Annotated in this window: 23 protein-coding genes; 1 reads left to right on the top strand and 22 read right to left on the bottom strand. The window is 63.5% G+C overall.

The annotated features are described in order from the left end of the window. Positions 1-11: 11 nt before the first annotated feature. The 14 genes from C7A17_RS07210 to C7A17_RS07145 form a co-directional block, all read right to left on the bottom strand. Positions 12-1,259, bottom strand: a complete 1,248-nt coding sequence (locus tag C7A17_RS07210; RefSeq protein WP_106737383.1) for an NAD(P)/FAD-dependent oxidoreductase — start codon at positions 1,257-1,259, stop codon at positions 12-14. After that, the gene (locus tag C7A17_RS07205) at positions 1,246-2,394 is read right to left on the bottom strand and encodes a cation:proton antiporter (RefSeq protein ID WP_106737382.1); all 1,149 of its coding nucleotides are present in this window, start codon (positions 2,392-2,394) and stop codon (positions 1,246-1,248) included. The genes C7A17_RS07210 and C7A17_RS07205 overlap by 14 nt, the downstream gene beginning before the upstream one ends. Next, positions 2,391-4,718, bottom strand: a complete 2,328-nt coding sequence (locus C7A17_RS07200) for an MMPL family transporter (RefSeq protein WP_106737381.1) — start codon at positions 4,716-4,718, stop codon at positions 2,391-2,393. Before C7A17_RS07200 ends, C7A17_RS07205 begins: the two co-directional genes overlap by 4 nt. Beyond that, the gene (locus tag C7A17_RS07195) at positions 4,702-5,295 is read right to left on the bottom strand and encodes an outer membrane lipoprotein carrier protein LolA (RefSeq protein ID WP_106737380.1); all 594 of its coding nucleotides are present in this window, start codon (positions 5,293-5,295) and stop codon (positions 4,702-4,704) included. The genes C7A17_RS07200 and C7A17_RS07195 overlap by 17 nt, the downstream gene beginning before the upstream one ends. A gap of 92 nt (positions 5,296-5,387) precedes the next feature. Next, on the bottom strand, positions 5,388-5,813 hold the full coding sequence (locus C7A17_RS07190; RefSeq protein ID WP_106737379.1) for an acyl-CoA thioesterase: 426 nt from the start codon (positions 5,811-5,813) through the stop codon (positions 5,388-5,390). Positions 5,814-5,881: 68 nt separating this feature from the next. After that, a complete protein-coding gene (locus tag C7A17_RS07185; RefSeq protein WP_106737378.1) occupies positions 5,882-7,423 on the bottom strand; it encodes an HAL/PAL/TAL family ammonia-lyase in 1,542 nt (513 codons plus the stop codon). Beyond that, positions 7,404-8,351, bottom strand: a complete 948-nt coding sequence (locus tag C7A17_RS07180) for an LpxL/LpxP family acyltransferase (RefSeq protein ID WP_106737377.1) — start codon at positions 8,349-8,351, stop codon at positions 7,404-7,406. The genes C7A17_RS07185 and C7A17_RS07180 overlap by 20 nt, the downstream gene beginning before the upstream one ends. Next, on the bottom strand, positions 8,348-9,094 hold the full coding sequence (locus C7A17_RS07175) for a glycosyltransferase family 2 protein (RefSeq protein ID WP_106737376.1): 747 nt from the start codon (positions 9,092-9,094) through the stop codon (positions 8,348-8,350). The genes C7A17_RS07180 and C7A17_RS07175 overlap by 4 nt, the downstream gene beginning before the upstream one ends. Continuing rightward, positions 9,087-10,751, bottom strand: a complete 1,665-nt coding sequence (locus C7A17_RS07170) for an acyl-CoA synthetase family protein (RefSeq protein WP_106737375.1) — start codon at positions 10,749-10,751, stop codon at positions 9,087-9,089. Before C7A17_RS07170 ends, C7A17_RS07175 begins: the two co-directional genes overlap by 8 nt. Then, the gene (locus tag C7A17_RS07165; RefSeq protein ID WP_106737374.1) at positions 10,748-11,293 is read right to left on the bottom strand and encodes a COG4648 family protein; all 546 of its coding nucleotides are present in this window, start codon (positions 11,291-11,293) and stop codon (positions 10,748-10,750) included. Before C7A17_RS07165 ends, C7A17_RS07170 begins: the two co-directional genes overlap by 4 nt. Before the next feature lie 4 nt (positions 11,294-11,297). Beyond that, entirely contained in the window at positions 11,298-11,564 is a 267-nt protein-coding gene (locus tag C7A17_RS07160) for an acyl carrier protein (RefSeq protein ID WP_106737373.1), read from the bottom strand. A gap of 11 nt (positions 11,565-11,575) precedes the next feature. Beyond that, the gene (locus C7A17_RS07155) at positions 11,576-11,836 is read right to left on the bottom strand and encodes a phosphopantetheine-binding protein (RefSeq protein ID WP_017678587.1); all 261 of its coding nucleotides are present in this window, start codon (positions 11,834-11,836) and stop codon (positions 11,576-11,578) included. Then, positions 11,817-12,626: a lysophospholipid acyltransferase family protein gene (locus C7A17_RS07150; protein ID WP_199796401.1), complete on the bottom strand. Its 810-nt coding sequence runs from the start codon at positions 12,624-12,626 to the stop codon at positions 11,817-11,819. Before C7A17_RS07150 ends, C7A17_RS07155 begins: the two co-directional genes overlap by 20 nt. Continuing rightward, on the bottom strand, positions 12,599-13,315 hold the full coding sequence (locus C7A17_RS07145) for a beta-ketoacyl synthase chain length factor (RefSeq protein WP_106737372.1): 717 nt from the start codon (positions 13,313-13,315) through the stop codon (positions 12,599-12,601). Before C7A17_RS07145 ends, C7A17_RS07150 begins: the two co-directional genes overlap by 28 nt. 246 nt (positions 13,316-13,561) lie before the next feature. On the opposite strand from C7A17_RS07145, the gene C7A17_RS07140 reads away from it, so the two are divergent. Then, positions 13,562-14,335, top strand: a complete 774-nt coding sequence (locus tag C7A17_RS07140; RefSeq protein ID WP_106737371.1) for a ParA family protein — start codon at positions 13,562-13,564, stop codon at positions 14,333-14,335. 92 nt (positions 14,336-14,427) lie between these two features. Here C7A17_RS07140 and C7A17_RS07135 read toward each other — a convergent pair whose 3' ends face one another. From C7A17_RS07135 to mscK, 8 genes are all read right to left on the bottom strand, one after another. After that, on the bottom strand, positions 14,428-15,069 hold the full coding sequence (locus C7A17_RS07135) for a flagellar biosynthesis protein (protein WP_106737370.1): 642 nt from the start codon (positions 15,067-15,069) through the stop codon (positions 14,428-14,430). A 239-nt stretch (positions 15,070-15,308) separates the two neighbouring features. Continuing rightward, positions 15,309-16,106, bottom strand: coding sequence for a universal stress protein (locus C7A17_RS07130; protein ID WP_106737369.1), 798 nt, complete (start codon positions 16,104-16,106; stop codon positions 15,309-15,311). A gap of 122 nt (positions 16,107-16,228) precedes the next feature. Then, complete coding sequence (locus tag C7A17_RS07125; protein WP_106737368.1) at positions 16,229-16,672, bottom strand: YiiD C-terminal domain-containing protein; 444 nt, start codon at positions 16,670-16,672, stop codon at positions 16,229-16,231. Positions 16,673-16,845: 173 nt separating this feature from the next. After that, positions 16,846-17,280 carry a thioredoxin TrxC gene (gene trxC / locus C7A17_RS07120; protein WP_106737367.1) on the bottom strand — a complete coding sequence of 145 codons (435 nt, stop codon included), beginning with the start codon at positions 17,278-17,280 and terminating at the stop codon, positions 16,846-16,848. A gap of 55 nt (positions 17,281-17,335) precedes the next feature. Next, positions 17,336-18,613 (bottom strand): bifunctional O-acetylhomoserine aminocarboxypropyltransferase/cysteine synthase, encoded by a 1,278-nt coding sequence (locus C7A17_RS07115; RefSeq protein WP_106737366.1) that lies wholly within the window; start codon positions 18,611-18,613, stop codon positions 17,336-17,338. 115 nt (positions 18,614-18,728) lie between these two features. Beyond that, entirely contained in the window at positions 18,729-19,709 is a 981-nt protein-coding gene (locus C7A17_RS07110; protein ID WP_106737365.1) for a sulfite exporter TauE/SafE family protein, read from the bottom strand. Positions 19,710-19,899: 190 nt separating this feature from the next. Continuing rightward, a complete protein-coding gene (gene selO, locus C7A17_RS07105; RefSeq protein WP_106737364.1) occupies positions 19,900-21,363 on the bottom strand; it encodes a protein adenylyltransferase SelO in 1,464 nt (487 codons plus the stop codon). Between the two features lie 88 nt (positions 21,364-21,451). Next, on the bottom strand, positions 21,452-24,742 hold the full coding sequence (gene mscK, locus C7A17_RS07100; RefSeq protein WP_106737363.1) for a mechanosensitive channel MscK: 3,291 nt from the start codon (positions 24,740-24,742) through the stop codon (positions 21,452-21,454). Positions 24,743-24,744: the final 2 nt, after the last annotated feature.

Genomic DNA, 24,744 nt, shown 5'->3' with positions numbered 1-24,744 from the left:
TAAGTAGGTTCTCAGGGTTGGGAACACAGCTCGGCCAGTACACGCAGGCGCCGGCGAGGTTCGGAAACATAGGGATTCTTACCGTCCCAGGCGTAGCCGGCAAGGATCGAGCTGATCATGCGGCGAATCTCCGGCGAGGCGTTCTCGTAATAGATCACGTCCTGGAAGGAGCCCTCGTACCAACCTTCGACGTAGACGCGGAAGGTGTCCACGCCACGCTTGAGCGGGATGGCGAACTCGGTTTCCCAGTCCACCGTTTCGCCACCCAGCTGACGATGCAGCAGCCCGGCGGCCATGCTCGCCGAGCGCATGGCGATGGTCACGCCCGAGCTGAACACCGGGTCGAGGAATTCGGCGGCGTTGCCCAGCAGGGCGAAGCCCGGGCCGTGCAGGCTCTTGACGTTGGCCGAGTAACCGTTGATCTCGCGTGCCGGGGTATCCCACACGGCATTGCCCAGTACCTTGCTCAGCGACGGGGTTTCGGCGACGAACTGCTTGAGGCAGGCATCGAGATCCTTCGGGTAGTTCTCGTAATGCTCGGCCGCGGCGACCACGCCCAGCGAGCAGCGGCCGTTGCTGAACGGAATCGTCCAGAACCACACGTCGCGCAGGGTCGGGTGAGTGGTGATGAGGATCATCTCGCGGTTGAAACCGGAGGCCGGATCGATGTTGTCCTCGATGTGGGTGAAGACCGCGCGGCGAACCGGGAAGGCCGACGGCGTGTCGAGGTCGAGCAGGCGCGGTAGCACGCGGCCATAACCGCTGCCGTCGAGAACGAAGGCGCACTCGACCTGGTATTCATGACCGTCGGCCAGGCGGCGTACCGACAGGCGCGGGCAGTCGCCGCTGAAATCGGCGGCGAATATTTCTTCCTCGTAGCGGATTTCTACGCCCTGGCGCTCGGCCTCGTCGGCCAGCAGCTTGTCGAAGTCGGCACGGATGACCTGATAGGTCGAACCCTTGCCCTCGGTGAATTTGTCGCGGAAGTCGAAGCTGGTGTAACGCTCGCCCCAGGCGAATGCGGCGCCGTGCTTGGTCTGGAAACCGGCGGCCTGAACCGCTTCGAGCATGCCGGCCTCTTCGACGAAGTCCAGGCAGTGCGACAGCAGGCTCTCGCCGATGGAGAAACGCGGGAAACGCTGGCGCTCCAGCAGCAGCACATCATGGCCCTGGCGCTTGAGAATGGCGGCGGCGATGGCGCCGGAGGGGCCGGCACCGATGACGACGATCTGACGTTGTTCGAGTTCAGGAGATTTCATAGCGGGCTTTCGCTTCATGATTGGCCACGTGCCGGCCCAGCAGGGCAGGCAACAGAGTAGAGAACAGACTCATCAGCAGCAGGCCGAAGTACACCGTTGAATCAATCAGCTGGAGCTGCAGGAGGAGGTTGAGGAACACGATTTCAGTCAGGCCACGGATGTTCAGCAGCAGGCTTTCGCGCCACTTTATCCGTGCCGACGCGGCCGGGTCTGCCCAATGCAGGCCCAGCCAGCTGCCAAGCACCTTGCTGATGACCGGCAGCGCCAGCAGGGTACCCAAGACCAGCCAGGAGAGATGTTGATCCAGGCCATGGAAATCAACGCGCAGCACGCCGTAAGTGAGAATCAGCGGAACCGCGATGCCATTCATCAACAGCTTCCAGTGACGCTGCGCCAACGGCAGGACGAAAGGCTGTTTCAGGTAGCCCAGGCAGAGCATATAGGCGATGCCGAACACCAGTGCGTTGAGCCCCAGTTGCTGGAACAGCAGCATCAGGACGAAGAACGGCAGGCTATAGAACGACGGGTGATGCAGTCTGACGGCGCGCAGCAACAGAGGCAGCAGTGCGGCCAGCAGCGGCCAGAGCAGGGTCGCGGGCTGGCTGCTGCCCTGGGCCAGGCCGAACAGGCTCCAGCACATGAAATCCATCAGGATCGCTGCGTGCAGCAGGCGTTTGGTAGCGGCCGCTGGGTAGCCGATGCTCTGCAGGAACAGATAGAGCACCGGAATGGCGGTGATGGAGAACAGCAGGCCGATACCCACCGCACTCAGCCAGCCACGCTCGCCGGGCAGCAGCCAGAGCGAGCAGGCCAGGCCCGCCAGCATCGGCACGAGAAAGCTCGGCAGGGCGATCTTCACGCAGGCCGGGCTGAGATCGAGGTCGATCACGTCGCTGAGGATGTAGCCCAGTAGCAGCGCAAAGCACAGGCCGTAGGCGAGGTTCAGCCAGTCGGGCGCAAGCAGGTCGCTGGCGCTCAGTTGCCAGTGCGGCTCGGCCCATAGCAACAACAACGCCGGAATGGCCAGCGCGGCCACCAGCAATTGGCCGACGATGGGAATCAGACGACGCCCGCCGATGACCGCGACCAGTGCGTAAATGGCCAGGGCCAGCAACCAGAACAGGACGACGGTCATGGATGCTGCTCCTTCGTTTGCGCGTCACCCGCCCAGGGCGCGAGGAGGAAACTGAAGGCCAGGCCGATGCTGATGGTCAGGCCGAAATTGCTCACTGCCGGTGTGCTCGACACGGCCAGCAGACCGAACGACAGCCAGGTAGTGAGGGCCGACAGCAGGGTACCGAGCAGGCTGGTGGCGGCGCCGCCGACCCGCTCGCGGATCAGGATGGCGTAGTCGACGCCGATGGCGGTAACCAACAGCAGACCGAATAGGCTGAACAGGGTCAGCGGCTGACCGAGCCAGCCGAGGCTGGCCAGGCTGGCCAGCGCGGCCAGCAGCGATACCGCCAATATGCGAGCGGCCCCGCGGGCGCCGAAGGAGATGCACAGCACGGCGAAGATCAGCAAGCAGGAGGCCAGCTTGAGTTCGGCGGCGCTGACCTGCGTGGCGGCGAACAGGCGATTGAGCTCGCCGAGGCGGTCGACCAGTTTCACCCCGTCTAGCCCCTCGACCTGGGCGGCCAGCAGATCGCTGTTGGTCAATCCTTGCAGGCTGATCAGCCCGGCGACCTGGCCGTCATCGGCGTTGCCCAGCCAGAGCGGGCGCCAGGGTTCGCTCAGCGGCGCGGCGAGCACCTGCTCGATGTTCAGGGTGGGCAGGGTTTGCAGGCGTTGCGCCTCTTGCTCGATGGCCTCTGCAGGGATGCCCAGCTCGGCGAGCGCCGCACTGTGGCGTGGGAGTTGTGCCACCGCCTGGCGCAGTGTGTCCTGTTGTGTGGCCGGTGCGATCAACTGGCTCAGTGCCAGATAGCTCTTCAGTTGGCCTTGTTCTACCAGCGTGTCCAGGCGCTGGCTCAGCACCTGCTGGCGTTGCAGCAGTTGCTCCTCATCGTCACCACGCACGAGGAAGAACTGACTGGTCGGTTGCATGCCGACGATCTGGCTGATGGCTTTCGATTGCTCCAGCAATTGCGGCGGCACGCTGGCCCACTGACGCAGGTCGTCCTTGTGCGAGAGCTGCAGCAGGCCGCCTGCGCAGAATAGGGCGAAGATCAACAGCAGCCTGGGGGTTGGCAGTTTGCGCAGCAAGGCTTCGCGCCAGTCGAGCAGGCGTTGCGCCAGAGCGTGAGGCGGCTGCCAGGGACGTATCTCGGCCTTGCCGAGCAGGGTTGGCAACAGGAACAGCGTGCTCAGGTAGGCGCCGAGCAGGCCCGCAGCGGAGAAGATCGCCACTTGTTTCAGCGCCGGGAACGGCGTGAAGGCCAGGGCCAGGTAGCCGATGACATTGGTCACCAGACCGAGGCTCAGGCCGAGCAGCGTCGCGCGCAGGGCACGCCAGCTATCCCAGGGCTGCAGCGTCCAGCTCTTCGACAGCAGGTGCAGGGGATAGTCGATGGCCACGCCGATCAGGCTGGCGCCCAGTACCAGAGTCATCACATGTATATGGCCGAACACCGCGACGCAAGCCGTGAGCCCGGCGAACACGCCGATGGCGGCGGGGATGAAGGCCAGCAATACGCGTACCCGACGAAATACCAGCAGCATCAGCAGCAGGGCGCCGGCACTGGCGATGCCGCCCATCAGGCTGATTTCGCGAGTGGCTTCGCGCTGGCCGTGGGCGGAATACAGCAGCCCGCTGCTGGCGAGCAATTGGCCGCCGCGTGTCTGCACCTCGTCGCGGGCCTGGGTGACCAGATCGTCCACGGCCAGTGCCAGGTTGCCGTCGAAGGCGTCGGCATTGGTGCGGGCGCGCAGCAGTGCCCAGGTGGTGCCTGCGCTTTCGGCGATCAGGGCGCCGCTCAGATCGACCTGGACATTGTGGTGATGGGGAAGGCTCTTCTCCACCAGGGTGCTGAGGCCGAGCAGGTCATCATTGGTGGCGACCACGCCCTGGCTGCGGAAGGGGTCGAACAGATCCTGAACGCGTCTTTCGATGAAGGCGGCCGGGTTGTCGATCAGCAACTGACGATCGGTAGCCGGCAGTAGTGCCAGACGTTGATCCTGCAATTGCTGGCGTATGCTGGACAGGTCGGCCTGCGGATTCCACTGCACCTTCTCGAACAGCGCCTGCTGCTGCCAGCGCGCGCCCAGCTCGGCGGCCAGCGCCAGGGCTTGCTCGCGCTGCGGGTGGCTGATCAATACCAGCAGTTCGCGGTTGAGTGGCTCCTGCATGCGTTGCACGGCCTGCTGCTCGAGCGCGTCCGGCTTGCCGCTGGGCACCAGCTCCAGCAGGTTGGCCGAGACAGGCGCACCCCCGCGCCACTGCCAGGCAGCAACGAAAACGAGCAGAAGTAGGGCGAGCGGGAAAAGCCGTGAACCCCAGTATTCAACTCTGGAAGTCATGTCGCTCCGCATCGCTCAGGGACTGATCGGCCTGATTGTCTTCCAGGCGCAGCACGGTGCTGTCGCCCTGGGTTTCCTGCAGTTCGATGCGCTGCACCAGTTCACCGCCACTGATGACGATGGTCGTGAACACCTGCTTGAGCAGCACGCTGCGAGGCGTCAGATCGAGCTGCCAGGCCTCGGCGCTGCCGCTCAGGCTGAGTTCGAAGTCCTGGCGCAGGCCGCTGCTGTCGCCCTTGAGTACGGCGAGAAACAGGCGATTCTGCTGTGCGGTGGCGCTTTGCTGGGCGACGAACTGCCAGCCTTGCTCGCTACGCCGGGCGATGCCTTGCGCGTCGATACGGTAATCCTGCTGCAGCGGACGTTCGAGCAGCCAGAGCAGGCCATAGTCCTTGGCCAGGACGAAGTGGCCGCGGCTGGTCAGCGGTTGTGGCAGGGCGCGCAGGTGCTTTTCCTGGATGAAACTGCCGCGCACTACCTCGGGTTTACCGAGCTGCTCGCTGAGCTGGTCGAGGTCGAAGGCCATCGCCAACTGGGCAATGCCCGCCAGCAGTAGCCCGGATGCAATCCGGGACATGTAGCGGGTAATGGGGTGCTTCCCGGATTTCATCCGGGCTACGCATTGACCTTGTCCTTCCGCTTGGCGGTGGGCGCCCGGATGCATGCTGTTCACGCGATGGCCCTCTGCACGGCATCGAGGAAGACCTGTGGCGAGGCAAACTGCATTTCCCGCGTGGCGATTTCCACGGCGACCTGCACGGTGCTGCCGCGGGTCATGCGTTCGCCCGTCTCGGCATCGCTGATCAGGTAATTGATCTTCAGGCGGCTTTCCCACTCCACCAGGTCGGCACGCACGATGATGCGCTGGCCGAACTGGGCGCCGCGCACGTAGCGCACCTGCAGGTCGATCACTGGCCAGGCATAGCCGGAGTCGCGCATCTGCCTGTAGTTGTGGTCGAGCTTGTCGAGCAGGGCACAGCGCGCCTGCTCGAAGTACTTGACGTAGTGGCCATGCCAGACGATCTCCATCATGTCGACGTCATAGAACTGCACCTGCAGTTCGATTTCCGCCTGCAACACGCCTGACTTACGCATGGATGGCTCCTGAGCCGATGGTGCGCATGGCGCGGGTCGTGGGGTGCGCCGTGCGCAGCAGAACAGCCTCAGGCATACAGCCTCCAGTGCTGAGTGCGGATGCGCTCCAGGCACAGGCGCAGTTCGCCTTCCAGGGCGCGGTCTTCGATCACTGGCGGGAAGTCGCTGGCCAGTTGCTTGCGCATGGTAGCCAGTGGTGCGGGAATGTCCTGCTTGCCGGCGCGCTCGCGCAGCCAGACGCCCTGGTTGGCGGCCAGCAGGGTGGCGGCGGCGACCTGTTCGGTCAGTTCCAGGCTGCGCAGGGCATCGCGCGCGGCGATGGTGCCCATGCTCACCTTGTCCTGGTTATGGCATTCGGTGGAACGCGAGAACACGCTGGCTGGCATGGTGTTCTTCAGCGCTTCGGCGGTCCAGGCGCTGGCGCCGATCTGCACGGCCTTGAAGCCATGGTTGATCATCGCCGTTTCGACCGGGGCGCCGGACAGGTTGCTCGGCAGGCCGTGGTTGTAGCGGGTGTCCACCAGCAGGGCGAGCTGGCGGTCGAGCAGGTCGGCGACGTTGCCGACCAGGTTCTTCAGGCTGTCCATGGCGAAGGCGATATGCCCGCCGTAGAAGTGGCCGCCGTGCAGGGTGCGCTCGGTCTCGGCATCGAACAGCGGGTTGTCGTTGGCGCTGTTGAGCTCGGTTTCGATGAACTGGCGCAGCAGACCCAGGCTGTCGGCCAGCACCCCGAGCACGTGCGGTGCGCAACGGATCGAGTAGCGATCCTGCAGGCGGTGCAGCGGTGGCAGTGGCGCTTCGACGGCCAGATCCTGGCGAATCCAGGCGGCGACCTGGGTCTGGCCCGGGTGCGGCTTGGCGGCGAACAGGCGTTCGTCGAAGTGCTCCGGGTTGCCTTCCAGGGCGATGACGTTAAGTGCGGTGATGCGCGTCGCCAGTTTCAGCAGGTAGTCGGCGCGGGCGTAGGCCAGGCAGGCCAGGGCGGTCATCACGGCAGTGCCGTTCATCAGCGCCAAGGCTTCTTTCGGACGCAGGGTCAGCGGTGTCCAGCCGAGCTCCGCATGCACGTCGGCAGCGCTGCGGCGCTCGCCCTTGTACAGCACCTCGCGTTCGCCGCTGAGGGTGGCGGCGACGTAGGACAGCGGGGTGAGGTCGCCGCTGGCGCCAACCGAGCCTTCTTCCGGGATCAAGGGCAGCACGTCGTGATCGATGAATGCCTGGATACGCTCCAGCAGTTCAACTCGTACCCCGGACACACCGTGGCACAGTGACTGCAAGCGGGCAGCGAGCACGGCGCGGGTACTTGGCGCGTCGAGCAGTTTGCCCAGGCCGCAGCCGTGGAAGGTGAACAGGTGCTTGGGCAGCGCTTCGACCTGATGCAGCGGCACGGCTACCACGCAGGAGTCGCCGTAGCCGGTGGTGACGCCATAGATCACGCCTTCCTTGTCCAGCAGGGTGTCGAGAAAGCGTGCGCCCTTGGCGATCTTTTCCCGGTAGGCGGCATCGTCCTGCAACTGTGCGCGGGCCTGGCGCTGCGACAGGGCTACGATGTTCTCGATGGTCAGGGCGCGCTCGCCGAAGATCACCGGCTCAGGCTGGTATGTCGTCATCTCGCTTCCAGAAAGGGTAGAAGTTGAACCATTGTTGCGGTGCGTCCAGGCAGTGTTCGCCCAGGCGCTGCGCGTAACGTTGTGCCCAGCCGTGAACCACCTGGTCGCGCTCGCTGCGCTTCCAGCTCACGGCATCGGCGAAATGTTCCAGGCGCACCTGGTAGCGCCCGTCGATCTTCAGGCAGTGCATCAGCCCGACCGGGCATTGCAGCAGGCCGGCCAGCAACCAGGGGCCTTGCGGAAACGCCGCCGGCAGGCCGAGGAAGTCGACCACCACGCTGCGCCCGCCATGCAGGGGCACGCGGTCGCCGGCGATGGCCAGCCACTCGCCGCGCTCCAGACGTTCGGCCAACTGCAGCATGATCGCCGGATCCAGTTCGCTGACCTGAATCAGGCGCAGGTGGCTGGCGCCGGACTCGCCCAGCAGGCGGTTGAAGCGCTCGGCATGCTTGGTGTGCACCAGCACGTTCATGCACACCTGCTCGCCGAGTTCGGCCAGGGCGCGGCAGACCTCCAGATTGCCCAGGTGCGCGCCGACCAGCAGGCGCCCGCGACCACCTCTATGCAGTTGCCCGCGGATGTCGTCGGGATCGTCCAGTTGCAACTGCTGCAGTGGCAGGCGGCCGTTCCACACATCGAGCTTGTCCAGCAGGCTGTCGGCGAACGCCAGGAACTGACGCAGTACCGAACCGCGGCTGGGACGCAACTCTGGGCGTGCGCTCCAGGCTGCCAGGTTGTGCTGATACTGATGGATGCTGGTGCGCGCGCTGCGGCCAAAAACATAGAAATACAGCACGATCAGATACAGCAGCGGCACCAGAGGGCGACGGCCGAGCAGGCGCGCGGCCGCGACGGTGAAACGCATCAGCAGGAAACTGCCGCGCTCCTTCTGCCGGGCCCAGTGCTCGTTGTGTTCGGCAGCGCTCATGCGGCCAGCCTGCGCCAGAGAATGCGCGGTGCGCGCAGCAGCATGCCGAAGAACAGTCGCGCATGCATGCCGGAGATCAGCAGGTTGTCGTGCCACAGACGAAAGTGCGAAAGCCCATCGGCCGGGTAGTGCACGCGGGTCGGCAGCCAGTGCATCGGCTGTTCGCGCCAGGCCATGCGCACCAGAATCTCGGTGTCGAAATCCATGCGCCGGCCGAGTTTCACCGTATCGAGCAGCGCCAGGGTGGCCGGCAGTGGATAGACGCGGAAGCCACACATGGAATCGCGGATCTGCAGCGACAGGCAGTTGATCCAGACCCAGACATGGGTCAGGTAGCGGGCATACAGGCGCGACTTGGGCACGCTCGCATCGTATTGCGGATAACCGCAGACCAAGGCCTGCGGATGTGCGCGGGCGGTGGCGATGAAGCGATCCAGGGTGCTCAGGTCGTGCTGACCGTCAGCGTCTACCTGCAATGCATGGCTATAGCCGAGGCGTGCCGCTTCGCGCAGGCCGGCCATCACCGCTCCACCTTTGCCCAGGTTGGCGGGCAGGCGCAGCAGATGGACGCCCGCTTGTTGCGCCAGCTCGTCCATGACCGCGGCACAGGTGGCGCTCGAACCGTCATCCACCAGCAGACAAGGCAACCCGGCGCTGCGCAGCTCCCCGACCACGCCAGGCAATGGCCGCTCGTGGTTGTACACCGGAATCACCGCGCAGGGATTGAAGTCAGACTCAGCCATGCGCCTGCTCCAGCAGAACTCGCCCGGAAGAGCAGGCGGCCTCGCCATTGCGGTAGGCGAAGTAGAGCTTGCCGCGTTCGGCATCGAAGCGCAGCGATAGCTGCAGGGTGTCGCCGGGGCGCACCAGCTGCTGGAACTTCAGCACTTCCATGCCGGCGAAACGTGGCGGCAGCTGGGCGATCAGCTGGCGAGCCAGTTGCTGCGCCCAGTCGATCTGCACCACGCCCGGCAGCACCGGGGTCTGCGGGAAATGGCCGGTGAAATGGGCCAGATCCAGTGGTACCTGCAACTGCAGCAGCCATTCGCCGTCGCGTTCTTCGGCGCTGATGGGCTCCACCCGTGTTGGCCGCGGTTCTGCCAGCAGGGCTTCGACCTGACTTTGCGCCAGCTTGCCCTGGCTGCTGTAGGGCAACTCCAGCAGCAGACGCCAGCGGCGCGGCAGGGCGATGGCTTCGCAGTGTTCGGCCAGGTGCCGGCGCAGAGTTTCGGTCACGCTGCGGCGGCCCTGATTGCGCAGGGCATGTACGCCACTGGGGCTCAGCGCCAGCAAGGCACCGAGGAAGGCACGGCCTTCCTGAATGACGCCAAGGCGTGCATCGGCAACCCAGTCATGGCTGATCAGCGCCTGCTCGAGCATGGGCAGGGAGATGCGTTTTTCTTCCAGCTTGACGATGCGGTCGAGACGTCCACGCAGGACGAAACGACCATCGTCACCGATCTCGGCGGCGTCCGCGCTCTGTTCGACATGTCCGGCTGGCAAGTACGGCGAGGCGATGCGCAGGGCGCCGGCCTCATCGAGGCTCAGTTCGACGCCGGGGAATGGCTGCCAAGGCGTGTCGCCCTGACGCCAACCGATACCGCCGGTTTCCGAGCTGCCATAGATTTCCGTCGGCCACTGGCCCAGGCGTTCGTGCAGGGATTCGGCTGCTTCACCGGGCAGCGCGCCACCGGAGGAAAATACCTGCTTCACGCGACTCAGCGCCGGCCAGTCCAGGTTGTCGCCCATGCGCTTGAGCAAGGCTGGGCTGGCTATCCAGGTGAAGTCGGTCTGGCCGAGGCTTACCTGCTGCAGGTCTTCAGGAAAGGGCAGAGCGCGGCGATACAGCGATCGTCCTGCGCACAGCGGCCACAGCAGGCGGAACAGCAGGCCATAGATATGCTGGCAGGCGACGCTGCCGAGGATGGTCGCTTGGCCGAGGTGCGCTCCCCACAAGCGCTCCAGCGCCTCGACCTCATTGGCCAGTTGCGCCAGGCTCTTGTCGATCAGCTTGGGCTCGCCGCTGGAACCCGAGGTGCACAGGGTCAGGCGGCACTGTTCGGGCAGCAGGCGGGCGCCAGGCAGCGGGGCTGCATCCAGCCTGGCCAGGTCATCCAGCCACAGATCGATCTGGGCCGCCAGACGCTGGCGGGTCTGCGTCTGGGCATCGGCCGGCAGCAGCACCTGCACCCCGGCGCGCCAGGCGCCAAGCAGGGCAATGGCCAGTTCAGCGGCATCTTCCAGATACAGCGCCACGCGTTGTACGCCGCGCGTCTGTAGGGCTGCAGCCAGGCGCAAGGCGCGCTCACGCAGCTCTGGATGATGCAGCGCTGGTTCCAGAGCAACCTGGCGCTCATGGTGAGTCTCGAGCAACAGATCGGTGAGGGGCAGCCAGGTCATTCGTGTTTCCTTACCTGCTGGCGAATCAACCATTCGCCAGCGAACAACAGGCCAATCAGGCCGTAAGAGATGAAGCCGGTGTACAGCGTCCACCAGGAGAGCGGAGCCCACATCGCCAGCGCCATCAGCAAGAACGTGTTGCTGAGGAAAAACAGCGTCCAGACCAGGGTCACCTTGCGCGTGTAGCGCACGGCGACTTCCGGCAACTGCGGTTCTCGCAGGCGAGCCATGCGTTCCACCAGCGGCGGGCCGAATTTCAGACTGAGGCCGAACAGCGCCAGCAGCATCAGGTTGAGCAGCACCGGATACCAGCGCAGTAGCGCTGGCTCGTTCGCGACGCCGAGTAGCAAGCAGAACGCCAACGCCGCCACGGCCAGCCACAGCCCACCCGGTCGGCGACGTGCCGTCAGCACACGGGCCAGCCAGAGTCCGCCCAGCAATGCGGCGAACAAACGTGGTGACCAATGCTCCATGCCGTAGTAGACGGCGAAGGGATAGAGCACGCCGGCTATCAGTAACAGCAGGCCAAACAGGCGAGCCATCGGGTCAGTCTTGAGTCTGAGGGACGTCGTTGATCAGGCGGTAGACGGCCTCGACCACATCGCCGACGCTACGCACGCTCTTGAACTCTTCGGCGGCGAGCTTGCGCCCGGTCTGGCGCTTGATGTGGTCGATCAGGTCGACGGCATCGATGCTGTCGATCTCCAGGTCTTCATACAGGCTGGCGTCCAGGGTCACACGCTCGGCATCCAGCTCGAACAGTTCCACCAGGGCGCTACGCAGGGTGACGAAGATTTCTTCACGGCTTTGCATCGGTGAAATCCTCAAGCGGCTTTCTGAGCAGAAACGAATGCAGCCAGGCTCGCGACGTTGGCGAAGTGCTTGCGCGTGTCCTTGGCTTCGGCGTCGATCTTGATGCCGAAACGCTTCTGGATCGCCAGGCCCAGTTCGAGCGCGTCTACCGAGTCCAGGCCGAGCCCTTCGCCAAACAGCGTCTGCTCAGCGCCAATGTCGTCGGCGCTCATGTCCTCCAGGCCGAGGGCATCGATGATCAGGTTCTTGATTTCAAGTTGCAGATCGCTCATCTGAGGCGAGCTCCTTCATAAAGTGTTGATGCAGATGGTCGTTGAGCTTGCGCGAGGCAATCGGCAAAGGGGCCTGCTCGGTGAATTGCCGCGGATCGATATCCTCACCGACCCGCAGGCGAAAGTGGAAACGACGCGACGGAATGCTGTACCAGGGTTCGGCCTTGGTCAGGGTGGTGGGGGTCACGCTGATGACCACCGGGGTCACCACGCTGGCGCCGCGTACTGCAATCGCCGCTGCACCCCGATGAAACTCCGGGTTGGTGCCGGGTACGGTGCGGGTGCCTTCGGGGAAAATGATCAGGGTTTCGCCGCTTTGCAGGGCGCCGGCTGCTTCGTCGAGCATGTCCATGCTGCCGCTGTTGCTGATGTATTGGGCGGCGCGAATCGGCCCGCGCATGCAGGGGTTTTCCCACAGGCTCTGTTTGACCACGCAGTTGGCATCGCGGATGAAGGCGATCAGCACCACCACATCGATCAGCGAGGGATGATTGGCGATGACCACTTGTCCAGGGCGACCCAGGCGTTCCGCACCCTCGACTTCATAGGTGAGCACACCGGTGCGGTACATGAATTCGACGAATACGCGAAACGTCCAGCTGACTACTGCGCGCGCCCGGGTTCGTCGGCGCAGGGTATCGCCGGGTAACAGGCTGAGCAGCGGGAATACCAGCACGCGCAGCAATACACCGCCGATGCCGAACAGGGCGAAGCTCAGTGCGGTGGCGACAAGCCTCCATGCATAAGGCGGGCTGTAAGGGCTCAGGCCTCGTTGCGTGACCAGGTCCATTGACGGTCTTTCCAGTAGTGAATCAGCGTTCGTTGCCCGCCATGCAAGGCGCGCAACAGGTTCAGGGGGTGTGGCCAGGCGGCGGGTAAGCCGGATTCGGCGGGCGCGAGGCTCAAGGTCCAGGTTTTGCCCGGTTTCAGCAGCAGAGCCAGCGCGTAGGAGAAGGGTACGTCATCTATATAGGGCGTGTAGAGGTCAGGCGGTAATTCTTCTGCAATAACCAGTAACACTGCGGGAGCGCCTTCGGCAAGCAGGCCACTGGCTTCGAGCATGGCCTGTTCCAGACCGTCGCCGGCAGCGGCCATGGCGGTCATCTCGCTGTTGTCTTCGCGCAGGATCGACCACAGACCGATGATGGCGTTATGCACCGACAGGCTGAACTGGGTGGGCGACAGGGCTTCACCCTTGGCCAATTCGCTGAGGATGGCCAGCGTGCGCGGGGTTTCGCCATGACGTGAGGCGAATACCAGTGGCAGTGGGCCTTGCCCCTCAGCCAGCGGCCAGGCGACATGGAACAGCATTCGCGCCAACCGACTGAGGCGACGCCGTTGCATGGCGGGGAGAAAACTTACGTCCGGCTGCTGTTGGTCGTCGGGCACGACCACGGGGGCGTTGCACCAGGCACGCCAATCATCCTCTGACTCTAGGCCGGGGGCCCAGGCGCGCAATCCTTCGATCTGGAAATTCATAGCACGAGGCTTTCGCCACTCCGGGCATACAGGTCGGCATGACGAGACGCCTGAAAGAGACGCTAGTCAGTGCCATGGCATAGTGCCGGTACTTATTCGGTCGGGCATTATCTAGATGCACGCGGTACTGTGCAAATGTTGCGCAGCTTCTTCTGATGGGCGGATGATGGCGTTGTGGCCTACGTCTCGTGCTTGTCATGGGCTTTGCATAGAATTCGGAATATTCGAGATCCAGGGAGACCGGCGATGCGACGTGTGGTGTTCAACCAGAAGGGGGGCGTGGGCAAGTCCAGCATCGCCTGCAATCTTGCGGCAGTGAGTGCGGCCCAGGGGTATCGGACGCTGTTGATCGACCTGGATGCTCAGGCCAACTCGACCCACTACCTCACCGGTCTGACTGGCGAGGAAATCCCCATGGGAATCGCCGATTTCTTCAAGCAGACCCTGGCGTCCGGGCCGTTCGCCAAGAAGGGCAAGGTGGACATCTACGAAACGCCGTTCGACAACCTGCACGTGATCACTGCCACGGCCGAGCTGGCCGAGCTGCAGCCGAAGCTGGAGCAGAAACACAAGATCAACAAACTGCGCAAATTGCTCGACGAGTTGGCCGAAGACTACGACCACATCTACCTGGATACGCCGCCTGCGCTGAATTTCTATACGGTATCGGCCTTGATCGCGGCCGATCGCGTGCTGATCCCCTTCGACTGCGACAGCTTCTCGCGCAATGCCCTGTACGGCCTGCTGGCCGAGATCGAAGAATTGAAGGAAGACCACAACGATGGCCTGGAGGTGGAAGGTATCGTGGTCAACCAGTTCCAACCGCGCGCCACCTTGCCGCAGCAACTGCTGGATGAGCTGGTCGCCGAAGGATTGCCGGTGCTGCCGGTGAATCTGATGAGTTCGGTGAAGATGCGTGAGTCGCACCAGGTGTGCACGCCGCTGATCTATCTGGATGCACGGCACAAGCTAACGCAGCAGTTCGTTGAGCTGCACGATCTGCTGAACGCTGCTGATTGAGACCAGCCTGGGCAGCCTGGATGCAAGCTTTCAGCTCTTGCCAAACAAGAACGCCCCGATGATGTCGGGGCGTTCTTGCTTCAGTTGACGCGTCAGAGTTTGTTGGCGGCTTCCTGAGCGATTTCCCGTAGGCCGGCTTCGGTGATGGCTTTCCAGTCGCTATCGGTAACGGCTTGCATGCCATCGCTTTTCAGCGTGACGATCTCCATGTTCGGTTGGCCAGCAGCTTCGATGTTCAGGCGCGACTTGTTGTTGACCGTCACATAGAAGAAGCCGGGCGAAAACCATGACCAGAACTCCTTGACGCGAACCTTCACCTCGGTAGCGCCGGCGGCGTTGGGTGCTGTCACCACGTCATAGCCGGCTTGCCGGTAGGCAGAGGCCACGGACTCTTCGACCAGGGCAGACACGGTGCGGCCAGAGGGCAGCAAAACGTCTCCGAGCGCTTTGCCATAGCCATTTCTCTTACGGCCAAAGGCCCGCTCGGTGATCGAGCGATCAGCGGTTTCCGCATTCTTCAGCGACGGAATGTCGGCCTGGCTCGGCTTGATTTCGAAAACGCGTTCATCGACTGCGCTGATGTACACCTTCTTGCCGTTGCCGGCTTCAGGTTTACCGGCAAACTCCAGCGGAGGAACCTTCACATCGATCTCTGAACGGCTCGTTGCGCAGCCAACGCAAAGCGCTAGCAGGAAGGTAACGGCGGCCAGCCTGAAGGTCTTTTCCATACTCATAGAACTACTCCTTGTATGCATCGGTTTGGCCCTTAGGCGGGGCGATTCTACAAGGGTGATGGCGAATTGGAATCTTCGCTGCCGTGCCCAGGCATCGAATAGGCGCCTGGATGCCGGCCATGGAGCTTCCAGGTCTCTGGTTAGCAGGCGGGCTTGTTGCCGCAATGTACAGGGCGGCCGATGGGCCGTCCTGAGTGAGAGTAATGAGGTGTTCGGTGGCGGTGATCTGACGGCGCTGATTAGCGCACCACGAACACGTCGCATGGCGCCTTGTGCAGGAAGTGCTGCGCCAGGCTGCCCAGTAGCGCCTGGGAGAAGGCGCTGCGGCCGTGGCTACCGAGTACCAGCAGTTCACCACGACGTGTCTTGATTTGCTCCTGCAGGCTGCGCAGGATGCCGCCTTGCAGCACTTCATGGCTCAGTTTCGGGCCGCTGGCCGGAAGCTTCTGCGCTTCGTCGTGCAGTAGCTGATCGATCAGGCCTTGCTGGGTCTGCAACTGCAGTTCGACCTGCTGCGGTGTGCCCTTGTCCGGTTCGAATACATGCAGGGCGTGCAGCTCGGCATTGCCAGGCAGCAGTTGATACGCCTGGCCGAGCGCACTGCAGGCGCACAGGGAAAAATCGATGGCGGCCAAGGCCCGCTGGTACGGTTGGAAGTCGTTGCGTGCGACCAGCAGCAGCGGCACGGTGCAGCGACGGGCGATACGGTCGAGGCTGGTGCCGGAGAAGAAATCGTGGCGCTTGTGGTGCCCGCCCAGTACCAGCAAATCGCAACCGCTGTCCTGAACCTGTTGCAGCACCACCTCGGACGGTTTGCCGCTGAGCATGCGCAGTTCGGTGCCGGGCGGCGCGTACTGGGTCAGGCTGCGATCCAGCGCCTGGCGCGCTTTCTCGTGCTGGTCGCTGTTCTGGCTCGGATCGAGGACATGGAGGATGGTCAGGCGGGCGTTGTGCTGCTGGGCCAGCTGGGTGGCGCGGCACAGCGCCATGTCAGCGGTGTCGCGCAGGTCATGGGCGATGAGAATGTGCTTGAACATGGTGACGGCTCTCCTGCCGATACCCCTCGGCAATTTTATTGTGCCTGTTCAGATAGCCGCTCTTTTGACTTGTGGCAAGGTCAGAGACTGTTACCGATAGGGAATGCAGGCAGCGGCGCCATTCAGCGTAAACGCAATTGGTAATGGCCGCGACTTTCTGCGACCACTTCGCCGCTGCCGTCGGTCAGTTGCAGTTCCAGCAGGTACTCGGCCTTGCCCTGCTGGTTCGCTTGTTCTTCCAGGCGAGCGATTTCCTCGGGGGACAGGCGCGCTTCGACCTGGATGTCGCCCGTGGCGGGGCGACGAAAACGCAGGTTCATTTCCTTGATGATGGGATAGAAGCGTTGCGCATCGAAGCTGGTCAGGAACAAGGCGCCACCCGGAATTTCCGCCAGGGTGAACAAGGCGCCGGCGTACATGCTGCCGATATGGTTCTGGTTGCCTTGCAGCGGCATGCGCAGGCGTACGAAACCAGGCTCCAGCACCTCGGCCTTGAGGCCGCTGCGTTTGACGAAGGCGATCTGTTCCTCGGTGAGTTGGCGGGCGATTTCCACTGGTAGCGGCATGGCGGGACTCCTTGATCGGGTGTTACGCCAGACTAAGAGTTGCTCGTTGCCGTGCAATTGACCGTAGTGACCGCCGTGACTGACTGAAACGCTCAGGCGGCGTAGCCCGGATGCAATCCGGGAATGGCTGGAACCCCGGTTTCCCCGGATTGCATCCGGGCTACAGAAGCGCTCTAGATACCCTGCCCGCGCAGCCAGGCCTGCAGTTGTGGCAGTGGCATGGCACCGCTCTGGCGTGCGACTTCGACGCCGCCTTTGAACAGAATCAGGCTGGGAATGGAGCGGATGCCCAGTTGTGCGGAAAGGTTCGGGTTGGCCTCGCTGTCCAGTTTGCCCAGTCGGCAGCGCCCTTGCAGTTGTGCGGCAGCTTGCTGGAAGGTCGGTGCGAAGGCCTGGCAGGGGCCGCACCAACTGGCCCATACATCCACCAACAACGGCAGGTCGCCCTTGAGCTGGCTGGGGAAGTTGGCTTGCGTGAGAGTGATCGGCGCGCCAGGCAGCACCTCGCTCTTGCAGCGGCCACAGCGTGGGGCATCGCCCAGGCGTTCGGCGGGAATGCGGTTGAGCCCGTTGCAGTGCGGGCAGGGAATCAGCAGAGAGTCACTCATCGTCGGCTCCAGTGTCGGTAGTCACTATCTGGAGCCGACGATGGTTTTTTCAAGCTCAGCCGCGCGAGGCGTCGAGTGCCTGGCTCAGGTCGGCGAGGATATCGTCGATATGCTCGATGCCGATGGACAGGCGCACCATGTCGCGCGGCACGCCGGCCTTCTGCAATTCCTCGTCGCTGAGCTGGCGGTGCGTGGTGGACGCCGGATGGCAGGCCAGCGACTTGGCATCGCCGATGTTGACCAGACGTACCACCAGTTGCAGCGCATCGATGAAGCGTGCGCCAGCTTCCTGACCGCCCTGAATGCCGAAGGACAGGATCGCCGCCGGCTTGCCGCCGAAGTAGCGCTGGGCCAGTTCGTGCTCGGGGTGATCGACCAGGCCGGCGTATTTGACCCAGGCCACTTGCGGGTGGCTTTGCAGGTACTGCGCGACCTTCAGGGCGTTCTCGGTGTGCCGCTCCATGCGCAGGGCCAGGGTTTCCAGGCCTTGCAGGATGAGGAAGGCGTTGAACGGCGACAGCGCTGCGCCGGTGTTGCGCAGCGGAACTACGCGGCAGCGGCCGATGAAGGCAGCGGGGCCGAAGGCTTCGGTGTAGGTGACGCCGTGGTAGGACGGATCCGGAGTGTTGAGCAGCGGGAAGCGCGCCTTGTTGTCGGCCCAGGGGAACTGGCCTGAATCGACCACGATGCCGCCGATGCTGGTGCCATGACCGCCGATGTACTTGGTCAGCGAGTGCACGACGATGTCCGCGCCATGTTCGAAGGGGCGGCAGAGGATCGGCGTGGCCACGGTGTTGTCGACGATCAGCGGCACGCCATGGCGGTGCGCGGCGTCGGCCAGAGCCTTGAGGTCGACGATATTGCCGGCCGGGTTGCCGATGGATTCGCAGAACACCGCCTTGGTGCGCTCGTCGATCAGCGCCTCCAGCGCGGCGATATCATCGTGCGGGGCGAAGCGGGTCTGGATACCGAAACGCGGCAGGGTGTGGGCCAGCAGGTTGTAGGTGCCGCCGTAGAGCTTGGCCACCGAGACGATGTTGTCGCCAGCTTCGGCCACGGTCTGGATTGCATAGGTGATGGCGGCCATGCCGGATGCCACAGCCAGGGCGCCGACGCCACCTTCCAGCGCCGCCACGCGTTCCTCGAGCACGGCGTTGGTCGGGTTCATGATGCGTGAATAGATGTTGCCGGCCACCTTGAGGTCGAACAGATCGGCGCCGTGCTGGGTGTCATCGAAGGCGAAGGAGCTGGTCTGGTAGATCGGCACCGCCACGGCCTTGGTGGTGGGATCCGGGTCGTAGCCAGCGTGAATGGCCAATGTTTCCAATTTCATGCGCGCGTTCCTTCTGGGCAGATTCAAAGGATCGCAGCATGGAGAATGCAGCAAGGCCCGGTCAATGCGCTGGAGCAATGAAACGGGCCTTGGCCTAGATCGAAGCGTTAGAAGCTTATGCCAGCGCCTTGTACAGGTTGTAGGCGCTGATCAGGGTGATCAGGCAGCCGACGATGGTCAGCAGGGTCTTGGCCGAGAGTTTCTTGCACAGCAGCGCGGCGAACGGTGCAGCGAACATGCCGCCGAAGACCAGGCCAGCCACCAGCATCCAGGTACCCGGATCACCTGCCAGCAGGATGAAGGAGGTGGCGCTGGCGATGGTCAGGAAGAACTCGGCGAAGTTGACCGAGCCGATGGTGGTGCGTGGATCCGATCCCGAGCCCAGCAGGCTGGTGGTGACCACCGGGCCCCAGCCGCCGCCGCCGGCGGCATCGACGAAACCACCAAATACGGCCAGCTTGGCCACGTGCTTCGGCTCTCGGGTCTTGAGTATGCGCTGACGGTAGGCCTTGCTCAGGATGTACAGGCCCATCAACAGCAGGTAAGCGGAAATGAATGGCTTGAACACTTCACCATCGACCTGGGTGACCAGGATCGCACCGAGTACGGCACCGATGATGCCGGGCAGCAGCAAGCGCAGGAACAGCGCCTTGCGCACGTTACCCAGCTTGACGTGGGAGATACCCGACAGACCGGTGGTGAACACTTCGGCGATATGCACGCTGGCACTGGCCGCAGCGGGCGACGCGCCTGCTCCCAGCAGAAAGGTCGTCGCGGTGATGCCGTAGGCCATGCCCAGCGCACCATCGATCATCTGCGCGAAGAAGCCTACGGCGACCGCGCTCCAGAATACCGGGCTGGACAGCGTGTCCTCGACGATCTGCATGCCGGTGACACCGTCGTGGTCGCCGAAGAACAGGCGCCAGGCGAGAAACAGCAGCAGACTGACCAGCGTTGCCACGGCGAACCACATGGCGGCGCGCAGGACAGGATGGTTATCGGGGTGGCTGACGTAATCTTCTACAGGGGGCAACCCCAGCGCCTGGTGTTCGGAGTTGACCGGGCTCTGGCTGAGGTCGAGATCGCGGATTTTCATTAAAAAGCAGGCCTGACAGTCGGTGGTAGAACAGGCTGGAATAAGCAGGAGGGCGAAGATAATCGGCTTTTCTTATGCCGTCTAAGAACGTTTGGGCAGATCGATATGCCTTTTCGGTTTTACTGATAGGTTTCGAGTGCGTCGGCACTCTGACTTTGGCGGATCGAACCTAAGCCCTATACAGCAGCCCTCAGGATGAACAACTGATCTCCAGATGCTTGCCCCACTCCGGCGGACGCTCTGCATAGCGTTCGAATCCCGGCTGTTCGTCGAACGGCCGTGACAGCACCGAATGCAGCTCGCGCACCGGAGCGTAGTCGCCTCGCTCCGCCGCTTCGATGGCGTGCTGGGCCAGGTAGTTACGCAGGATGTACTTGGGATTGACCGCGTGCATGCGCGCCTGGCGTTCGCTTTGTTCCCCACCCTCCAGCTCGCAGCGAGCCAGGTAATCGCGTCCCCAGGCATCGAAGCCTGCGAGGTCGACGAAATCATCGCGTACGACCTTCAGCGCCTCGGCGGGGGCTTGTTCGCCGAGGCGACGGAAGAACAGGGTGTAATCGGTGGCCTTGCCTTGCTGCATCAGCTGCAGCAGGCGTTGAATCAGTGTTTCGTCATCGTCTTGCGCGCTAGTGAAGCCCAGGCGCTTGCGCATCAGGTCGAGGTAATGCGTCTGATACAGCGGCAGGAACAGTTCCAGCGCCTCGCGCAGCTTCTCGACGGAGGCGAAAGGGGTCAGTGCCTGGGCCAAGGCGGCGAGGTTCCAGTGGGCGATGGGCACCTGGTTGCTGAAGCTGTAGCGGCCGGTGTCGTCGGAGTGGTTACAGATGTGGTTGGCGTCGAAGTCGTCGAGGAAGGCGTAGGGGCCGTAGTCGAAGGTGATGCCGAGGATCGACATGTTGTCGGTATTCATCACGCCATGGCAGAAGCCGTAGGCCTGCCAGTGGGCGATCATCCCAGCAGTGCGTTCGATGACCTCGCCAAGCATCGCCAGCCAGGGCTCGTCCTGTTCCAGCGCTGCCGGGAAGTGGCAGGCCATGACATGTTCGCCGAGGGTTTTCAATTGCTCGTGCTGGCGCGTGTAGTAGAAGTATTCGAAGTGGCCGAAGCGCACATGGCTCTGTGCCAGGCGCAGCACCATGGCGGCGCTTTCCTGTTTCTCGCGCCATACCGGCGTGCTCGAGCCGGTGACGCACAGCGCGCGTGAAGAGGGGATGCCGAGTGCGTGCAGATGCTCGCTGGCGAGGAATTCGCGGATCGATGAGCGCAGCACTGCGCGGCCGTCGCCCATGCGCGAGTAAGGCGTCATGCCGGCGCCCTTGAGGTGCAGATCCCAATGCTCGCCGGCATCGTTCACCACCTCGCCAAGCAGCAGACCACGGCCATCGCCCAGGCGTGGCGTGTAGCCGCCGAACTGGTGCCCGGAGTAGACCATGGCGCGCGGCTCGGCCTGTTCCCAGAGTTTGTGCCCGGCGAAGAGTTCGGCGAATTCCGCACGTTGTGCTTCGTCCGGTGCCAGGTCGAGCAGGGCCATGGCCGCTGGACTCGCTACCACCAGGCGCGGCTCCTCGATGGGGTCAGGCAGCACTTCGGTGGAGAAGGCGTCGCCCAGGCGCGCGAAGCGGTTGTCGAATTCGAGATCAGCGAGGCTTTTCACGGCAAACTCCGGGATACATATCCGAGCATTCTGCTAGGAATAGGCCGGGGCCGCCAGCCGCGAGTTCCCTCTTTCGAGAGCGCGCGGCTCATTGTTCCGGTTCGGCTTCGATCTTCACTTCACCTTTGCCGTCGCGGCGTTGCAGGAAAATATCCATCTTCGGTACGCCGGAAATGTTGATGCTATGTTCGCTGAACAGTTGGTCGACACGGCGGTTGAGTTCATCGGTCGCCGGGCCGCGGTCACCCAGTTCACGCACGAACACCTTCAGCTCGAAGGTCAGGGTGCTGGCGCCGTACAGGGTCAGTTGCGAGCTGGGCAGTGGATCACGCATCACCCGCGAGTTTTCCTGGGCGGCCTGTAGCAACAGTTCACGCACCTGCTCCAGATCAGCGCCGCGATTGACCACGAAGGTCAGTACGACGCGGGTGACGCTGTCGACCAGCGTCCAGTTGATCAACTGTGTGGTGATGAAGATCTGGTTCGGCACGATGACCGCTTTGCGGTCGCCATCGATGATGTGCGTGGCGCGGATATGGATGCGCTTGACCGTGCCGGTGACGCCACCGACCGTGACCAGGTCGCCGATACGTACCGGGCGCTCGAAGAGAATGATCAGGCCGGAAACGAAGTTGGCGAAGATCGCCTGCAGGCCAAAGCCCAGACCCACCGAGAGGGCTGCGACCAGCCATTGCAGCTTGTCCCAGCTGACGCCCAGTATGCCCAGCGTGGTAACCGTGCCGATGCCGATCAGCACGTAGGAGAGCAGGGTGGTGGTGGCATAGGCGCTGCCTTGTGCCAGGTTCAGGCGTGACAGCACCAGGACTTCCAGCAGACCTGGCAGGTTGCGCGCCAGGGCGACGGTCAGGGCGACGATGAGCAGGGCGCCGAGTACGTCGAGCAGGCTGATGGGGAGCAGGCCGGTAGCGCTGGTGTATTCGTACAGGGTGATGTTGTTGAGATAGGTGAAGACGCTGAGCAGGTCGGCCCAGACCCAGTAGAGGCCGACCAGGAAACCACCGAACAACGCCAGGCGGATCAAGCGCAGCGACTGCTGGTTGACCTGCTGCATGTCGAGGATCGGTGATTCCACCACCATTTCACTGTCGCCGTGCTCGCGGTTCTCGGCTTCCGCTTCGGCTTGACGCTGCGCCTGGGCGCGTTGGTAGGCCAGGCGGCGTGCGGCCACGGCCAGGCCGCGAATGAGACTGGCCTCCGCCAACAGCCAGATCAGCAGCAGGTAAAGCGTTTCGATCAGGCGGTCGGTGAGCTTCAGGGCCGTGTAGTAGTAGCCGAAGAATAGCGCCGCGATCAGTACCAGCGGCAGCAGGCTGAAGGCGATGCCGGCCGTCGAGCGCAGCGCGGTGAGGCTTTCCCGCTCGGGATTCTTGAGCAGCAGGCGCAGCATCAGCCAGGCGACCAGCGCGTAGCAGATGATCACGACGACGATGCCGATCACGTCCTCGGCCAGGTTGGCCGGCTGATGTTCGGCGAAGCTGACCACCGCCACCAGTGCCATCACCACCAGGCCCAGGTAGCGCACCTGGGTACGCAGGAAGGTGACGGTCGGACGTGCCCAGCGGAAATGCAATTCGGCCACGCCACTTGGCGCCAGCACGCGATACAGGGTGTAGAACACCAGCCAGGCCTGAGCCATCTGGAACAGCGCCGCCGAGAGGTTGGCGTTGTGCCCACGCAGATCCTGTTGCAGGGCGTAGCCGCACAGCGCCAGGAACAGCGTGCCGGGTAGGGCGAGCAGCAGGGTCAGCAGCAGCGCCAGTGGCGTGTGCAACTGGCTGTCGAGTTTGTAGTGGCCGATATCGGCGTGCAGCGCCGAGAGTTTTTCGAACATGTAGCGGCGTTGCCAGAGCAGTGCCGCGATCATCAGCAGCAGCGGCAGGAACAGCAGGGGACGTTGCAGCAGGCTGGCACCGATTTCCTGTATCGCCGTGCCCCAGGGGATGTCGTGCAACTGTTGGCTGACGCGTTGTGGCGCGGCTTTGAGCCATTGCAGATCCAGCGGACGGTTGCTGGGTAGCCAGAACATCTGCTCGTCCAGCGTGGCGCGCAGAGTGGCGGCAGTCGTTTCCAGTTCCGTGCGGTTGAGCTGCAGGGTAATGGATTCGCCGAGCAGGGCGTCTAGCTCGCGATTCAGGCGGTCGAGCAGTTCACGGCGGGTGGTCAGTTGCGCCTGCAGCGCGCTGCGCAATTCGGCGTCGGCCTCTTCGCTGGGGCGGTTGGCGAGCAGTTGATCGATGTAGCGCTCGGGCTGGGCGACGGCGTCGCGCTGCTGGCCAATCTCGAACTGGTTCAGCCGCAGGTCGGCGATTTCGTTGGTCAGGTTGCTGCGATCCTGGGGAACATTGGGCAGCGCCTGTTTCTGCTGGTAGAGAATCTTCGAGAGCAGCAGGCTGCCCTGCAGCACGCTGATCTGTTCATCCAGAGCCTGGCTGGTCTGGTTCAGGCTATCGAGCTGCTGCTGGGTCTGCAGGTTCTGCTGGGTGCGCTTGTTGAGGCGTTCGGTAACTTCCAGCAGGTAGTCGGAGAGTTTGAGGTTGAGTGCGCTTTCCTGGGCCAGCAGGCTACCGCCGGAGGTGGTGCGTCGGACTTCCTGCGATTGTTCGTCGACCGCTTGCTGCGACTCGGCGCGGCGCTTGTCGTTGATCAGGTTCTGCAGCTCCAGGCGCTCCTGCTCGACCCGGCGGATGCGTTCGTCGAGCAGCTCGCGACGGCTGTTGCCGAGATCCTGCAGCAGGCTGTTGCCGGCCAGTTCCTGGCGACGCAGGTTGGTCTGTGCGGCGAGCAGGGCCAGTTCGGCATTCAACTGATCACGCAGCTCAGGCGTCAGGGGCTTATCGTCCAGGCGATCACTCTTCAACGCGAGGTTGATCTGCTGGGTACGAACCTGGTTATTGCCGATTTCCGTCTGGGCGCGCTCAGGGCGGGTCTGTGCGTTGATCACCAGGCTGTTGGCCTCGATGATCTGCTGCTGCCAGTCATTCAGTTGGCGGCTGCGCTCGCCGAGCAGCTGATCCAGCTCCTGCGGCGCGCTTCTGGCATAGACCTTGGCCACGTCGGTCGATGCACTGCCTTGCAGGCGCGCCAGTTGGCTGCGGGCTTCTGCGATTTGCCGTGGCGCCTCCTCGAGTTGCTGGTTCAGTTGCTTGAGGCGCTGCTCGCTGGCGTCGCGATCCTGCAGCAGGCGCAGGGTCTGTTCCAGCGTCTTCTGTATCGCCGTTTGCTCGGGCTCGGCTAGCTTGCGTTCGGCCAGGGTATCGATGCTGCGCTGTACGGCATCGATCTTGGGCGGCTCGCCCGCGTGCAGCGGCAGGTTGAAGGCAAGCAGGGTGACAGCGAGAAGGAGGCGCAGCAGGGGCATGG

The organism is Pseudomonas mendocina, from assembly GCF_003008615.1.
GTDB classification, from domain to species: Bacteria; Pseudomonadota; Gammaproteobacteria; order Pseudomonadales; family Pseudomonadaceae; genus Aquipseudomonas; species Aquipseudomonas mendocina_C.
The sequence above is the reverse complement of the archived record's forward strand: the minus strand, read 5'-3'. Positions and strand labels throughout refer to the sequence as shown.

Excerpts from the sequence above, each read along its gene's own strand:
- C7A17_RS07150 (WP_199796401.1), bottom strand. The coding sequence starts at position 12,626 with ATGGACCTGGTCACGCAACGAGGCCTGAGCCCTTACAGCCCGCCTTAT.
- C7A17_RS07165 (WP_106737374.1), bottom strand. The coding sequence starts at position 11,293 with ATGGCTCGCCTGTTTGGCCTGCTGTTACTGATAGCCGGCGTGCTCTAT.
- C7A17_RS07170 (WP_106737375.1), bottom strand. The coding sequence starts at position 10,751 with ATGACCTGGCTGCCCCTCACCGATCTGTTGCTCGAGACTCACCATGAG.
- C7A17_RS07160 (WP_106737373.1), bottom strand. The coding sequence starts at position 11,564 with ATGCAAAGCCGTGAAGAAATCTTCGTCACCCTGCGTAGCGCCCTGGTG.
- C7A17_RS07190 (WP_106737379.1), bottom strand. The coding sequence starts at position 5,813 with ATGCGTAAGTCAGGCGTGTTGCAGGCGGAAATCGAACTGCAGGTGCAG.
- C7A17_RS07115 (WP_106737366.1), bottom strand. The coding sequence starts at position 18,613 with ATGAAATTGGAAACATTGGCCATTCACGCTGGCTACGACCCGGATCCC.
- C7A17_RS07145 (WP_106737372.1), bottom strand. The coding sequence starts at position 13,315 with ATGAATTTCCAGATCGAAGGATTGCGCGCCTGGGCCCCCGGCCTAGAG.
- mscK (WP_106737363.1), bottom strand. The coding sequence starts at position 24,742 with ATGCCCCTGCTGCGCCTCCTTCTCGCTGTCACCCTGCTTGCCTTCAAC.
- C7A17_RS07135 (WP_106737370.1), bottom strand. The coding sequence starts at position 15,069 with ATGAGTATGGAAAAGACCTTCAGGCTGGCCGCCGTTACCTTCCTGCTA.
- C7A17_RS07175 (WP_106737376.1), bottom strand. The coding sequence starts at position 9,094 with ATGGCTGAGTCTGACTTCAATCCCTGCGCGGTGATTCCGGTGTACAAC.
- C7A17_RS07140 (WP_106737371.1), top strand. The coding sequence starts at position 13,562 with ATGCGACGTGTGGTGTTCAACCAGAAGGGGGGCGTGGGCAAGTCCAGC.
- C7A17_RS07200 (WP_106737381.1), bottom strand. The coding sequence starts at position 4,718 with ATGACTTCCAGAGTTGAATACTGGGGTTCACGGCTTTTCCCGCTCGCC.
- C7A17_RS07185 (WP_106737378.1), bottom strand. The coding sequence starts at position 7,423 with ATGACGACATACCAGCCTGAGCCGGTGATCTTCGGCGAGCGCGCCCTG.
- C7A17_RS07110 (WP_106737365.1), bottom strand. The coding sequence starts at position 19,709 with ATGAAAATCCGCGATCTCGACCTCAGCCAGAGCCCGGTCAACTCCGAA.
- C7A17_RS07155 (WP_017678587.1), bottom strand. The coding sequence starts at position 11,836 with ATGAGCGATCTGCAACTTGAAATCAAGAACCTGATCATCGATGCCCTC.
- C7A17_RS07180 (WP_106737377.1), bottom strand. The coding sequence starts at position 8,351 with ATGAGCGCTGCCGAACACAACGAGCACTGGGCCCGGCAGAAGGAGCGC.
- C7A17_RS07195 (WP_106737380.1), bottom strand. The coding sequence starts at position 5,295 with ATGTCCCGGATTGCATCCGGGCTACTGCTGGCGGGCATTGCCCAGTTG.
- C7A17_RS07125 (WP_106737368.1), bottom strand. The coding sequence starts at position 16,672 with ATGCCGCTACCAGTGGAAATCGCCCGCCAACTCACCGAGGAACAGATC.
- C7A17_RS07130 (WP_106737369.1), bottom strand. The coding sequence starts at position 16,106 with ATGTTCAAGCACATTCTCATCGCCCATGACCTGCGCGACACCGCTGAC.
- trxC (WP_106737367.1), bottom strand. The coding sequence starts at position 17,280 with ATGAGTGACTCTCTGCTGATTCCCTGCCCGCACTGCAACGGGCTCAAC.
- C7A17_RS07205 (WP_106737382.1), bottom strand. The coding sequence starts at position 2,394 with ATGACCGTCGTCCTGTTCTGGTTGCTGGCCCTGGCCATTTACGCACTG.
- C7A17_RS07210 (WP_106737383.1), bottom strand. The coding sequence starts at position 1,259 with ATGAAATCTCCTGAACTCGAACAACGTCAGATCGTCGTCATCGGTGCC.